Origin of the sequence: Lautropia dentalis, from assembly GCF_003892345.1 — a bacterium.
Classification (GTDB): Bacteria; Pseudomonadota; Gammaproteobacteria; order Burkholderiales; family Burkholderiaceae_E; genus Lautropia; species Lautropia dentalis.
Map to the genome: position 1 here is coordinate 794,060 of NZ_RRUE01000002.1, position 13,181 is coordinate 807,240.

The window sequence follows — 13,181 nt, forward strand, 5'->3', positions numbered from 1 at the left end:
TTGAACTATATCCGGGCGAGTAGGTTTTTTTGGACAAGCGGGGGCATTTGAATCAAGTTTTGTGAAGTCGCTATGTAACCAAGTGTATCTGTGGCCGTGTCGTGTGGGTCAGATGTGATCAGGGTCAGGCCCAGTAGGGGAGGTAGCCGGCACGGGGGTGTGCCGGATCTGCCGAGCGTATCAAATCTGCCTTGAGGGTCTGCGAGATGACAGACGAGGCCTGTGCTGCGTTCCGGAGGTCAATGCCCAGGCGTTCGCGTAGAGAGGCGTTCTTCATGCGCTTGCCATTGACATGAAGGAAGGCAGCGTGCTGATAACAGGCGCGAATGCGCTCTTCCGGGGTCATGTCCGCAAATTTGCGGGGGCCATAGAGAACGATTCTTACAGCGTCACCCTCGGTACGGAAGTCAGGGGCAGGAAGATGGTGGGATTCTACCGCCTGGATGACCTTGTCGATGCCTGTTCCCTGCTCCTCGCAGTACCTCATTCGTCGCATGAGTGCTGCCAGCGCTTCGTTACGTGAGCGTGGTGGAAAATCGAGGAAGCGTTCCGGAGTGATGAGAGGCACTCCGGGGTTCGTAACTTCAATTCGGTCGTTGAACATTTCTACAAGAGGCCCGCTGCCCCTGATCGTCATGTCCTGATGAATCAGTGCATTGGCAACGAGTTCCCGTATGGCGATTTCCGGAAACGAGTATTGTGATACCCGTCGTACTCGATCGATACGCTCATGATGCTGCATGGCGTCATGAATCCTGTCGATGAATGCCGGGAAGTCAGTGGCGTAGCCTCGGGAACCCTCCATCCTGTAGCGAACCGGACTCATTCTGCCATTGCCATCGTAAGCGATGAAACGAATGGATTTGCGCTGAATTGGTGGTGGGAAATTTTTCAGCTCTCTTGCATACAGGATGGCTCCCAGATTTGTGATGTTCCAGTTGTCTCCGGCGTCCCTTTGTACGAGCCCGTCGGCATGGAGCTTTTCAAGGATTCGGTATTTTCCATCGGGGGTTGGCTGGGCTGTCTGACGGAAGTATTCCGGGTAATCAAGGATATCCAGAACACGCTCCGTGTCGATGAATGCCAGAGCCGTGCCGCTCTCCCAGGCGTGACTTTGAATCTTTCCCCAAAGTGCTTTCAGCTTGCCTGAATGGTCAGACAGTTTGGGGGTTGCGCTTCCGATGCGAATGTAGGCAATTCTGTCAAATTCTGTTGGCATGCTCTCGCATGCGGGTATTTCAAGGAGGGTCAGGTGAATGCCATGGTAGTCAACAGACCTGAATGTGAAATTCAGGGATGGGCTCACGAACTGGGTGAGCCAGTGCTCGAGAGGCTGCCCTTTGTGGCGGGCAGAAGTTGTCGAGAAGGTTGTGCCTGTGATGCCATGATCGGTGTCCCGAATGCCCCAGAGCATGTAAGCAAAGGGCTTGTCTTCCAGTCGTGCCGCGTTTGATAGTGCGGAGATGTATTTGCCGATGGATTCGGGGTTTGAGTCGTTTTCCTTGAACTCCAGCCAGGCAGTTTCTGATGGCTGTTCAAGGAGACTCTCAATGAGTGTGGCAATCCGATGTTCGTCCATGGCTGTCGTTCTGGTTGCCATGGGCCGTGCCCCGGCTTTTGGAATGGTCTGTACTGGATTATATCCGGACAGACCATTTTACTGGCAATGATTTTCCTGTATCAGCTTCAGCGCTCCATCGGGTTGGAGCGGCACGGTGGCAGGGACGAATGAGTCCATGACACGTCCTACGGCAACTGCGCCAGCCCCACCGGCTCCGGCGTGATGGTGGCCAGCCAGTGCTTGAGCGACTGCGGCTGCCCGGAAAACAGGGTGGCGTAATCCACCGTGTTCGACAGCACTGCCTTCACGTAGCCGCGGGTTTCGGTAAATGGAATCAGCTCGGTGAAAATGGCGCCTTCCATGGGCTGCCGCAGGCTGGCGCGCCAGGCGTGGGCGCGGCGGGGGCCGGCGTTGTAGCCGGCGGTGGCCAGCACCGACGAGCCGTTCAGGTCATCCAGTGCGCGCTTGAGGTAGTAGCTGCCGAAGGTGAGGTTGGTGTCGAGGTTGTTGAGCTGGTCGGGCTGGTAGCTGGTGTTGCCCATCTGCCGGGCCACCCATTTGGCGGTGGCGGGCATGATCTGCATGAGGCCCGAGGCGCCCACGCTGGAACGCGCCGACATCACGAAGCGCGATTCCTGCCGGATCAGGCCGTAGACCCAGGCGGGGTCGATGGCCTGCTGCTGGGTGATGGTGAGCAGCTGTTCGGCAAAGGGGGTGGGAAAGCGCAGGTGCGGGCTGGCCTGGCCCGTGACGATGCGCTCGTCGGTGTTGATGGCGCGGTCCAGCAGGCCGTGGCGGGCGGCCCAGGTGGCGGCGGCGCGCAGCTGTTCGGGATTGCGGCCGCGCATCTGGAAGTTCCATTCGCGATTGCCCTCGCCGCGCAGGCCAAGCTGGTAGAAGGCCATGGCCTGGCGGATGCCGTCGTTGTTTTCCACGGCGCGAACGAGGGCTTCGGATACGGGGGCGAGGGTGCCGGTATCGACGGTGCGGTGCGGGCGGCCCAGCTCTTCACGGGCCAGTTTGCCGTAGTAGTCGTGGCGGGTGGCCAGGGTCTGGAAGGCATGGCTGGCGGTTCTGGGGTGGCCCAGCGCCTGCTGGGCGCGGCCGTGCCAGTAGGTCCAGGTGGGGCTGTTGCGCAGTGCCGGCCCCATGGCGCGGATGATGGTGTCGAGCTGCGTCCAGTGCTGCTCGGCCAGTGCGGCCCGGGCCAGCCAGACACGGGTATGGTCACTGACCCGGGCGTGGCGGGCTTCGTCGGCCCAGCGGGGGGCGCTGCCGTCGAGGCGGAACATGCCGGCCATGGCAATCTGCGACCAGACGAAGGCGCGGCCGGCAGGCCCCAGTTTCAGGGGGATGCCGTTGGCGGTCCGGCCGGATTTGAGCAGTTCGGCGGCGCGGGCCGGATCCTGTCTGGTCAGGCGCACGAGGGCAATCTTCGCCAGCAGTGGTGTGAGGGTGATGGCGGGCTGCTTCGGTGCGCCGGCCAGTTTCGGTGGGGTGGCCTGTCTGGCGGTGACGGTGCGCCCCTGTTTCCGGGCATGGCCCTGTTTCGCCGTCAGGTGGGCGGCGCTGCTGCTGCGTGCGGCATGGGCACGCGAGGCGGTTGTGTGGCGGGCGGCCCGGGGGGTGTGGTGGGCTTTCGTCTGGTTGCTGGCTTTCGGCGCTTTTGCGGCGCGGGCCGGTTTGCGCGGGGCCTGGATGGACACCAGGACGATGCCCGGAGCAGGACGTTCGAGTGCCGCGGTCTTGCCGCTGCCATGCCTGGCCTGCGGGCTGCGGTTGCGCAGGCCGGCGCTCCTGCCCGGCGTGCCGCCGGTGATGCCCAGCAGGCTGCCCGGTCTGTTCAGGGCCACATCGAGTGCCTTTGCGTCGGGGGCGTTGGGCAGCAGCTGGACGGCCTCGCGGATGTCGGCGGGGCTGTTGATCTCCAGCGCCAGGTTCAGGCGCTGCTGGCGCTGTGCCGGGGTGATCAGGCCGTGTTCGGCCAGCGTCTGCAGGAGGGCGGTGCAGGCGGGGTTCAGTGCAACGGGCTGCAGGATCTGCGCGGTGGCAGTCTTGAGGGTGGCCACGCCGGGGTGCTGGCCGGTGGGGGTTCTGGCGATGGCCGACAGCGCCATCAGACATTCGGGGGCGCTTTCGTCCTTCAGCGTCCAGTGCGGGTAGAGGGCGTCGATGGTGGCCCAGTCCTGCCGGCGGCCGGCCACGAGCATCCAGTCGCGGCGCAGCAGGTCGGCCGTGAGGGTGCGCGGGTTCTGCCCGAGCCAGGCGCGGGCATCCGCGCTGACGGCCTGGTAGTCGGCGTCGGCGCTGGTGCCGGTGGTCGATCCGCTGGCGGTGATCGATCCATTGGCGGCAGTCGGGCCATCGGCGGTGGTGGCGGGAGCTGTGATGACCGCTGTGCGGGCTGGTGAGCCGGCGTTGTTGAGGCGGATGCGCAGACGCCAGTAGTCGAGGTAGCCGGACAGGGCGTGGCCGCGGGGGACCAGGGCGGCGGCGGTGTCGAAAGCGGCCAGGTTGTTGGCCTGCATGGCCTTGCGGGCCGCGAGGATGGCCAGATCCACCGGGTCGGTGACGGTGGGCGGTACGTAGATGATGGCGGGCTGCAGCCGGGCCAGGATGCTGCTGATGCCGGGTTGCAGCGTGGCGTTGGCCAGGGTGGTGGCGTTGTCGTTGGGGCCGGTGACGGCGGGGACCGGGGCGCCGGGCTCGGCATTGCCGGTGACGGGCAGGGTGTCGGCCACGGCTTCGGTGACGGTCTGTTCGGTGCCGTTGCCGGCCGGCAAATCGGGGGGCTGCATGCCGGTGTCCAGCGCGGCCGTGGCCATGCCGCCATGCAGCACGCAGAACGCGGCCAGCAGGGACAGCATCAGGGGCTTGCGGGCAGGAAGCCCGGGCAGGAGGGAGCCGCGTGGCGCGTTTACAATGTTCATGTGGACAAACCTTCCGAATCCAGCATAGCACGCAGGGCGCTGCGCCAGCAGTTGCTTGCGGCGCGTTCGGCGCTGCCGGCCGGGCAGCGTGCGCACCTCGATACGCTACTGTGCCAGCAGTTGCTGCAGGTCGATCTGCTGCAAAGTGCGGCCAATATCGGCGTTTTTTCTCCGATCCGTGACGAACCTGATCTTTCGGCCGCGTATGCCCAGTGGCGTGCCGAAGGCCGGCGGCTGTCGCTGCCCGTGGTTACAGGTCGGGACAATCCGTTGTCTTTTCATGCGTGGGATGCTGCCACGCCGTTGCGCGAGGCGGCCTTCGGCGTGCTGGTGCCGGACACCACCGAGGTGGTGGTGCCGGATGTGCTGATCATCCCGTGTGTGGGGTTTCAGGTGTCGAACGGTCCAGCGGCAGGCAGTTCCTTTGCGGGTTCACGTGCCGCAGCCAACGTCCACGCTCAGGGCGCGGAATCACTGGCTGTCAGTACCTTTGCAGGTTCACATTCCGTAGCTGACCTTGCCGCCGGCGCGACGACGGGAGGCACAGGCGCGGCAGGTGAGCATGCGCAGGGCTCCATGCCTTACCGGCTGGGGTATGGCGGCGGTTTCTACGACCGCACGCTGGCTGCGCATCCGTTTCCCACGGTGGGGGTGGCCTACGATCAGGCGGAGACGGTGTCGCTCACGCTGATGGCCTGGGACAGGCCCCTGTCGAGGCTGGTGACGCCGTCGCGGTGCATCGTGGCCATGGCCTCGCCGCGGTTGAAGCGCTGAACCCAGTCGATCAGCTGTTCGGCGGGCAGGGCGCGCGAGTACAGGAAACCCTGCACACGGTCGCAGCCGAATTCGCGCAGCATGTGCACGGCGGCGGGGTCGTCCACGCCTTCGGCCAGGGCGCGCAGATCGAAGGCATGGGCCAGGTCGATCAGCGCCTTGACGATCTGCTGGTCGCCGCGGTCGGCCACGAGGTTCTGGATGAACACGCGGTCGAGCTTCAGTTCGTGCACGGGGAACTGGCGCAGGTAGGCAAACGACGAATAGCCGGTGCCGAAGTCGTCGATGGACAGTTCGCAGCCGATGTTGCGCAGCGCGTGCATGCATTCGATGGTGGCACGCTCGTTGCGCACGATCGAGTCTTCGGTCAGTTCGAACAGCAACCGGTCGGGTGACAGGCTCCAGGTCTCGCAGGCCTGGGCGACCTGGGCGGCAAAGCCGGGGTCGTTGGCCGTCTTGGCCGACAGGTTGATGCCGATGCTGAGATCGAAGCCTTGTGCCTGCCAGATCATCTGCTGGCGCAGCACGGTGTTGATGACGAACTGGGTGAGCTGGCCGATCATGCCGCGGTCGTCGCAGATGGAGGCGATCATGGCCGGGCTGACCTGCAGCGGATGGTTCTGCGGCCAGCGGATCAGCGCTTCGGCCGCGTGACACTGGTTGGTGGCCAGGTCGATCTGCGGCTGGAAGTGCACTTCCAGGTCGTTGCTGAACAGGTGCCGGCGCAGGGCGGTTTCGATTTCGGCCATGCGGGCGGCGTTGTCGTCGGCACCGATGCACTGCACGAGCAGCCGCTCCTCACGTTCGGAAGCCAGCTGGCGGGCGTCCCAGGCACCCTGCAGCAGGCCGCCGATGCTGACGGTGCTGCTGCGGCTCCAGGCGCCGCCGATGACCGGCTGCAGCTGGGCGGTGAGGGTCTGCGCATTCTGCAGCGGGATGTGGATGGGGACGTACAGTGCCTCGCGGAAGGCGGTGGCGATGGTGGTGGCCACGGCTTCGTTGGGGACGTTGGCGATCAGGATCCAGATCTCGTCGAACGCAGCGGTGGCCACGCGGTCTTCTGCCCGCAGGCGCTTGCTGATGCGCTTGATGATCTCGCCCAGCACGAGGTTGGCGTGCGGGTCGCGGGCCAGTGCCTGCAGCTGGTCCGACCGGTTCAGGCCAATGGTCAGCAGCAGGGGCTGGCTGGCCACCTTGCGACTGAGCAGCTGCTGGCCGTGGGCCAGCAGTTCATTGGGCGTCAGGCGCTGATTGTGCTGTGTTTCCATGCTGGGTCGTGACCTCGTCGAGGTAGTAATCCTGCAGTTTGAAACCGTAGGTACCGGCTGACAGCCCGCGCACGATGCGCAGGGGTCGGGTTTGTCGTCCACGGGATTTCCTGGCTTCCTGGTAGAGATCGCGCGCTGCGGGGACTTCCAGGGGCGTCTTGTCGGGCGTCGAGAGCACCAGCACGCGGGGTTCCAGGCGCCGGATGCGGTTGTGGGCCAGCACGACGGCCACTTCGCCACTGGACAGTTCCACGAGGCTGCCCACCGGGAAGACGCCGATGGCCTGCACGAACTGCTCCACCAGGGGTTCGTGGAACGAGGTGCCGCTCCACTCGTACAGGCTCATCAGGGCGTCCTGCGGGGACGATGCCTTCGCGTAGGGGCGCGGGGTGATCAGGGCGGCAAAGGAGTCCGCAATGGCGGCCATCTTGCCGTAGATGCTGATCTGCGTGCCCTTGAGCTGGTTGGGATAGCCGGATCCGTCGATGCGCTCGTGGTGCTGGCTGATGCCCTGCAGCACCTGTGGAGGCAGGGCCGGTCCGCTGTTGAGGATGTGCAGCGACAGGTTGACGTGCTCCTTGACCAGCCCGAATTCGGCGGCCGAGAGCAGGCCGGGTTTTTCGAGCAGGGCACGGGGAATCTTGGTCTTGCCCACGTCGGCCAGCATGCCGATCTGGCCCAGATAGCTGAGTTCCTGGCGCGGAAAGCCCAGATGCCGGCCCAGGGCCACCAGATAGAGCGCCACACGCACGCCGTGGTGATAGACCTGAATGTCTTCCTCGCGCAGCCGCGCGATCCACATCATGGCGTCGGGGTTGTCCAGCACACTGTCGACCATGCTGTCGACGGCGCCGGCCACGGCATCCATGTCCAGCGTGTTGCCGCGGCGGATGTCGTCGATCAGCGAATTGAGTGCGTTCTCGCCCGATTTGAAGGCATGGCGCGCCCGCGGCAGCTCGTCCTCCATGGGGCGCTTGGGCACGCCATAGTGGGTGAGCTTGAAGCCGGCGTTGCGCAGCTCCGGAATGTTGCGCAGCGTCTGGGCGTGGCGCTGCATTTCGCGGTTCTGGGCCAGGTGATCGGTGATCCAGAACAGCATCCGCTCCAGCACGCCCTGGTCGTCGTCCTTGCGGGCATCGGCATTCTGCTTGACCATCTGCCGGAAGCGGTTGCGGGTCTCGCGCGAGACGCGGGCATCGGTACGCGGCTTGTAGCGGCGTGGTGGACGCGGGGCGGCTGCACCCAGAATGCGGGTCGTGGGCTCTTCGTAGGCGAGCGCGCGTTTTTCCGGGGCGTTCTGGGCACGGCGCTTGCGCAGCTGTTCGGCGGCGGTCACGGTGTCCGGGGCGGCGGGCGCGGGGGCACCGTGGGCGTGAATGATGGTGGTGGGGGCCTCCGGGGCCAGTACCGGCCGGCGCTGCGGGCGTGCCGGAGCCGGGGCCGGCCCGGTGGTAGCGCTGGCGGGGGTGGCGGCACTGATGGTGCCGATGCTGGTCGTGCCGCCGGTCAGGCCGGCCGGGAGAGGGCGGGTGTCGCCCGCGGCGTGAGGCTGGAGCCGGCCGAAGTTGGCGTCGGCAATGCGGATGGCCATGGCCACGCTGGGCGACGACAGCTCCAGGTCGACGTAGACGTAGTTGCAGTAGCGCACCAGCGTGTCCAGCTCGACCTGGTCGTCGATCAGGAAGCCCTGCAGCAGGAACGGCGTATCGAGCCACGGCCGGTCCAGCTCCACGACGAACATGTTCAGTCGGAGATCATGAACGGCGATCCGGTAACGGCGGTTGGCCGTCATCGGCGGTGTGGCCTGGCTCGTCTGATCGGCAACGGTGGACAAGGGAAGATGCTCCAGGTTGACTGACCTTTCGCAACGGGAAAGGTGCCTGCAACGGCGGGTCCGGGGGCGGCACCCTCGTGGTGCCACCGGGAACCCGGGAGAGTCATCTTAGCGAGCCGGATCGTGGGGTGTGCCAGTGAAACCCGTGTCGGCCGGCAGGGGCTGACGGGCGGCATGGTGCCCGTTGCCGGATCAGCGGCCCAGGGCCTGCCAGATGGCGGTGCTGGGGCCGGCCTGGTTCATGGTGTAGAAGTGGATGCCGGGAGCGCCGCCGTCGAGCAGCTGCTGGCACAGGTCCACCACCACGTCGTGACCGAAGGCGCGCAGCGAGTCCACGTCATCGTGGAAGGACGCCAGGCGCAGGCGGATCCAGCGGGGGATCTCGGCGCCGCAGGCGTCGGAGAAGCGGGCCAGCTGGGTGTAGTTGAGGATGGGCATGATGCCCGGCACGATGGGAATGGTGACGCCGGCCCTTTCGGCCCGTTCGACGAAGTCGAAGTAGGCGTTGGGGTTGTAGAAATACTGGGTGATGGCGCTGTGGGCGCCGGCGGCGGCCTTTTCGGCAAAGCGGGCCAGGTCGGCATCGGGTGATTCGGCCTGGGGGTGCATTTCGGGATAGGCGGCCACTTCCAGGGAGAACCAGTCGCCGTAGGCGTCGCGGATGAAGCGGATCAGGTCGATGGCGTGGCGGAAGTCGCCCAGCCCGACCATGCCGGAGGGCAGGTCGCCGCGCAGGGCCACCAGCCGGCGGATGCCCTGGTCACGGTAGCTGTCGAGCAGGCTGCGGATGCTCTCGCGCGTGGCGCCCACGCAGGTGAGGTGCGGCGCCACCTGCGAGCCGGCCTGGGTGAGGGCGGTGACGATTTCGGTGGTGCGGGCCTGGGTGCTGCCGCCGGCGCCGAAGGTGACGCTGAAGTAGGCGGGGTCGAGGGTACGCAGCGCCTGGTGGGCGTCGAGCAGTTTCTGCATGCCGGCGTCGGTGGCGGCGGGGAAGAACTCGAAGCTGAGCTGCGGGGTGCGGGAGGCAGTGTGCTGGGTCATGATGAAGGGAGGAGGGAGGGAGGCACCGGCTGTCGCGTGGCCACCAGAAAATACTCCTGGTTGCCGTCGCCGCCCATGATGGCGCAGGTCTGCCAGCCGTCCACCTGCCAGCCGGCGTCGGTGGCACGCTGGATGACATCGCGGCGCAGGCCATCGAGGTCGGCCGTACGTCTGACGATGCCCTGTTTGTTGCGGGCCTGGGGCCCCAGTTCGAACTGCGGCTTGATCAGGCACACCAGCCGTCCGCCCGGGGCGGCCAGGCTGGCCAGTCTGGCCAGCTGCTGGCTGGCGGCGATGAACGACAGGTCGACGACGATGAGGGGAAAACCCGGCCGGGGGACCGTTGGGGCCGATGTGCTGTCAGGCAGAAAGGGTGTGTTGCCGGGCTGCGCCCCCGCTGGTTGCCATGCAGGGTCCGGGACGGTGTCCTGCTGCGGGATGCCGTGGCGGGATGCGGGTGGCCAAAGGGGGCGGGATCCGTCGGGCAGGACGAGATTGGCCAGCTGCACGTCGCGGATATGGGTGTGTTCGAGGCACTTCACCCGCGGGTCGGCGGCAAGCTGCGGATCGAGCTGGCCATGACCCACTTCGATGCCCAGCACCTGGCGGGCACCGCGTTCGAGCAGGCAATGGGTGAAGCCGCCGGTGGACATGCCCATGTCCAGTGCGTCCAGTCCGGTGCAGTCGATGCCCGCGGCATCGAGCGCGGCGTCGAGCTTGTTGCCGCCCCGCGAGACGAAGCGGCTGGCGCCGGAAGCCGCCACACGCAGCGGCTGGTCGGGAAAGACCGGCTGGGCTGCGCGGGTGACGGGTACTTCACCGCCCGGGCCTTCGGTGAACACGGCACCCTCTTCGATGAGGCGCCGTGCCAGCGTGCGGGATTTGACCAGCCCGCGCGCGACCAGTTCGACGTCGGCCCGGGTGGCCATCAGTAGCGGTAGGTGTCGGGCTTGTACGGGCCCTCGACCGGCACACCGATGTAGGCGGCCTGCTCGGGGGTGAGCTTGCTGAGCTGGGCGTTGAGGCGGTCCAGCTGCAGGCGGGCCACTTTTTCATCCAGGTGCTTGGGCAGCACATACACCTTGCCCGGCTGGTAGTGGTCGGGGCGGGTGAAGAGTTCGATCTGTGCCAGCGTCTGGTTGGCGAAGGAGGAACTCATCACGTACGACGGGTGACCGGTGGCGCAGCCGAGGTTGACCAGACGGCCCTGGGCCAGCAGGATGATGCGCTTGCCGTCCGGGAAGATGATGTGGTCGACCTGGGGCTTGATGTTCTCCCAGGTGTATTGGGACAGCGAGGCCACGTCGATTTCGTTGTCGAAGTGACCGATGTTGCAGACGATGGCCTGGTCCTTCATGGCGGCCATGTGCTCGTGACGGATCACGTCCTTGTTGCCGGTGGTGGTGACGAAGATGTCGGCCTTGTCGGCGGCATATTCCATCGTGACCACGCGGTAGCCTTCCATGGCGGCCTGCAGGGCGCAGATCGGGTCGATCTCGGTGACCCACACCTGGGCGGACAGGGCACGCAGGGCCTGGGCCGAGCCCTTGCCCACGTCACCGTAGCCGGCCACCACGGCGATCTTGCCGGCCACCATCACGTCGGTGGCACGCTTGATGCCGTCGACCAGCGATTCGCGGCAGCCGTACAGGTTGTCGAACTTGGACTTGGTGACCGAGTCGTTGACGTTGATGGCGCGCAGCTTCAGCTCGCCACGGTCGGACATCTGCTGCAGGCGGTGCACGCCGGTGGTGGTTTCTTCGGTGACGCCGATGATGGCATCGAGGTTGCGCTGGTAGAACCCGGGGTCGGTCTTCAGGCGCTCCCGGATGGCGGCGAAGAGGATGGTTTCTTCTTCGCTGGTGGGCTTGTCCAGCACGGAGGGGTCTTTCGCGGCACGGGCGCCCAGGTGCAGCAGCAGGGTGGCGTCACCGCCGTCGTCGAGGATCATGTTCGACGGCTTGCCGTCGGCCCACTCGAAGATGGCGTGGGTGTAGCGCCAGTAGTCTGCCAGCGATTCGCCCTTGACGGCGAAGGTGGGGATGCCGGCGGCCACCATGGCGGCGGCAGCGTGGTCCTGCGTGGAGAAGATGTTGCACGAGGCCCAGCGCAGCTCGGCACCCAGGGCGACCAGGGTTTCCATCAGCACGGCGGTCTGGATGGTCATGTGCAGCGAGCCGGTGATGCGGGCGCCCTTGAGCGGCTGGGCGGCGGCGTACTCGCGGCGGATGGCCATCAGGCCGGGCATTTCGGTTTCGGCGATCTGGATTTCCTTGCGGCCCCAGTCGGCCAGGGAGAGATCGGCGATGCTGTAGTCTTTGGCAGCAGGTGCGTTCATGTGGGCGGATGCTCCGGGTTCGGGCGGGTGCTGCCGGGTCATGCCGGTGGGCACCCGCGGTGAAAGAGGGACAGGTGCAGGCAAAAAAAGACGCCTGCAGCCAGTGGGGTGGATGCAAGCGTCGTTTTGTCAGGATCGTGCCGAGCCTGGCCGGGAACGGTGGACATGGCCCAGGTTCCCGGTCGCAACGCTTCTCGATACGACCGAATGTCGCGGGATTATAGCCTCACAGGCCCGCGTCGGCACGCAGGGCGGCAGCCTTGTCGGTTGCTTCCCACGAAAACTCGGGCTCCTCGCGGCCGAAGTGGCCGTAGGCGGCCGTCTTGCCGTAAATGGGGCGCAGCAGGTCGAGCATCTGGACGATGCCCTTCGGACGCAGGTCGAAGTGACGGCGCACCAGTTCGGCCAGTTTCTCGTCGGACACCACGCCGGTGCCTTCGGTGGTGACCAGCACCGAGGTGGGCTGGGCCACGCCAATGGCGTAGCTGATCTGGACCAGGCATTTTTTGGCCAGGCCGGCGGCCACGATGTTCTTGGCCACGTAGCGGCCGGCGTAGGCGGCGGAGCGGTCGACCTTGGAGGGATCCTTGCCGGAGAAGGCACCGCCACCGTGCGGGGCTGCACCACCGTAGGTGTCGACGATGATCTTGCGGCCGGTGAGGCCGCAGTCACCCTGCGGGCCACCGATGACGAAGCGGCCGGTGGGGTTGATCAGGTACTTGATGTCGCCCTTGATCAGTTCCTTCGGCAGGACCGGCTTGATGATCTCTTCGATCACGGCCTCTTTCAGGTCCTTCTGGGCGATGTCCGGGTGGTGCTGGGTGGACAGCACGATGGTGTCGATGGCGTGCGGCTTGCCGTCGACATAGCGCAGGGTGACCTGTGACTTGGCATCCGGACGCAGCCAGGGCAGGCGGCCGTCGCGGCGCAGCTGGGCCTGGCGCTCGACGATGCGGTGCGAGTAGTGGATGGCGGCCGGCATCAGCACCGGGGTTTCGTCGCAGGCGTAGCCGAACATCAGGCCCTGGTCGCCGGCGCCCTGGTCGAGGTTGTCGTCCTCGGCGCGGTCCACGCCCTGGGCGATGTCGGGGCTCTGCTTGTCGTACGCAACCTGCACCGAGCAGCCCTTGTAGTCGATGCCGTACTCGGTGTTGTCGTAGCCGATGCGCCTGATGGTGTCGCGGGCCACGCCGATGTAGTCGATGTTGGCGGTGGAGGTGATTTCACCGGCCAGCAGCACCAGGCCGGTGGTGCAGAGGGTTTCGGCGGCAACGCGCGATTTGGGATCCTGCGCCAGCAGGGCGTCGAGGATGGCGTCGGAAATCTGGTCGGCGACCTTGTCCGGGTGACCTTCGGAGACGGACTCGGAAGTAAAGAGGTATTCGCTCATGGTGTTTTGAGGCATTCCGCAGTGAATTGGATTGGGCTTTGGGTC

The 13,181-nt window shown here is 65.9% G+C and carries 9 protein-coding genes and 1 riboswitch; of the genes, 1 reads left to right on the plus strand and 8 read right to left on the minus strand.

Annotated features, from left to right (window positions below; all coding sequences use genetic code 11):
- Positions 1–124: 124 nt before the first annotated feature.
- Both EHV23_RS11285 and EHV23_RS11290 read right to left on the minus strand, forming a co-directional pair.
- Positions 125–1,579: an ATP-binding protein gene (locus EHV23_RS11285; protein WP_125096840.1), complete on the minus strand. Its 1,455-nt coding sequence runs from the start codon at positions 1,577–1,579 to the stop codon at positions 125–127.
- A gap of 167 nt (positions 1,580–1,746) precedes the next feature.
- Complete coding sequence (locus EHV23_RS11290) at positions 1,747–4,491, minus strand: lytic transglycosylase domain-containing protein (RefSeq protein ID WP_125096164.1); 2,745 nt, start codon at positions 4,489–4,491, stop codon at positions 1,747–1,749.
- Between EHV23_RS11290 and EHV23_RS11295 the strand changes: the two genes are divergently transcribed.
- A complete protein-coding gene (locus tag EHV23_RS11295) occupies positions 4,492–5,265 on the plus strand; it encodes a 5-formyltetrahydrofolate cyclo-ligase (RefSeq protein ID WP_158615946.1) in 774 nt (257 codons plus the stop codon). It abuts the gene before it with no gap.
- Here EHV23_RS11295 and EHV23_RS11300 read toward each other — a convergent pair.
- From EHV23_RS11300 to metK, 6 genes are all read right to left on the minus strand, one after another.
- A complete protein-coding gene (locus EHV23_RS11300) occupies positions 5,154–6,533 on the minus strand; it encodes an EAL domain-containing protein (protein WP_125096166.1) in 1,380 nt (459 codons plus the stop codon). The genes EHV23_RS11295 and EHV23_RS11300 overlap by 112 nt on opposite strands.
- Complete coding sequence (locus EHV23_RS11305; protein WP_125096167.1) at positions 6,496–8,367, minus strand: cyclic di-GMP phosphodiesterase; 1,872 nt, start codon at positions 8,365–8,367, stop codon at positions 6,496–6,498. Before EHV23_RS11305 ends, EHV23_RS11300 begins: the two co-directional genes overlap by 38 nt.
- Positions 8,368–8,559: 192 nt before the next feature.
- Complete coding sequence (metF, locus tag EHV23_RS11310; protein WP_125096168.1) at positions 8,560–9,408, minus strand: methylenetetrahydrofolate reductase [NAD(P)H]; 849 nt, start codon at positions 9,406–9,408, stop codon at positions 8,560–8,562.
- Positions 9,405–10,337, minus strand: coding sequence for a TlyA family RNA methyltransferase (locus EHV23_RS11315; RefSeq protein ID WP_125096169.1), 933 nt, complete (start codon positions 10,335–10,337; stop codon positions 9,405–9,407). The genes metF and EHV23_RS11315 overlap by 4 nt, the downstream gene beginning before the upstream one ends.
- Complete coding sequence (gene ahcY, locus EHV23_RS11320) at positions 10,337–11,746, minus strand: adenosylhomocysteinase (protein ID WP_125096170.1); 1,410 nt, start codon at positions 11,744–11,746, stop codon at positions 10,337–10,339. Before ahcY ends, EHV23_RS11315 begins: the two co-directional genes overlap by 1 nt.
- A 109-nt stretch (positions 11,747–11,855) precedes the next feature.
- Positions 11,856–11,948, minus strand: a riboswitch (S-adenosyl-L-homocysteine riboswitch).
- Between the two features lie 24 nt (positions 11,949–11,972).
- On the minus strand, positions 11,973–13,136 hold the full coding sequence (metK, locus tag EHV23_RS11325; RefSeq protein ID WP_125096171.1) for a methionine adenosyltransferase: 1,164 nt from the start codon (positions 13,134–13,136) through the stop codon (positions 11,973–11,975).
- Positions 13,137–13,181: the final 45 nt, after the last annotated feature.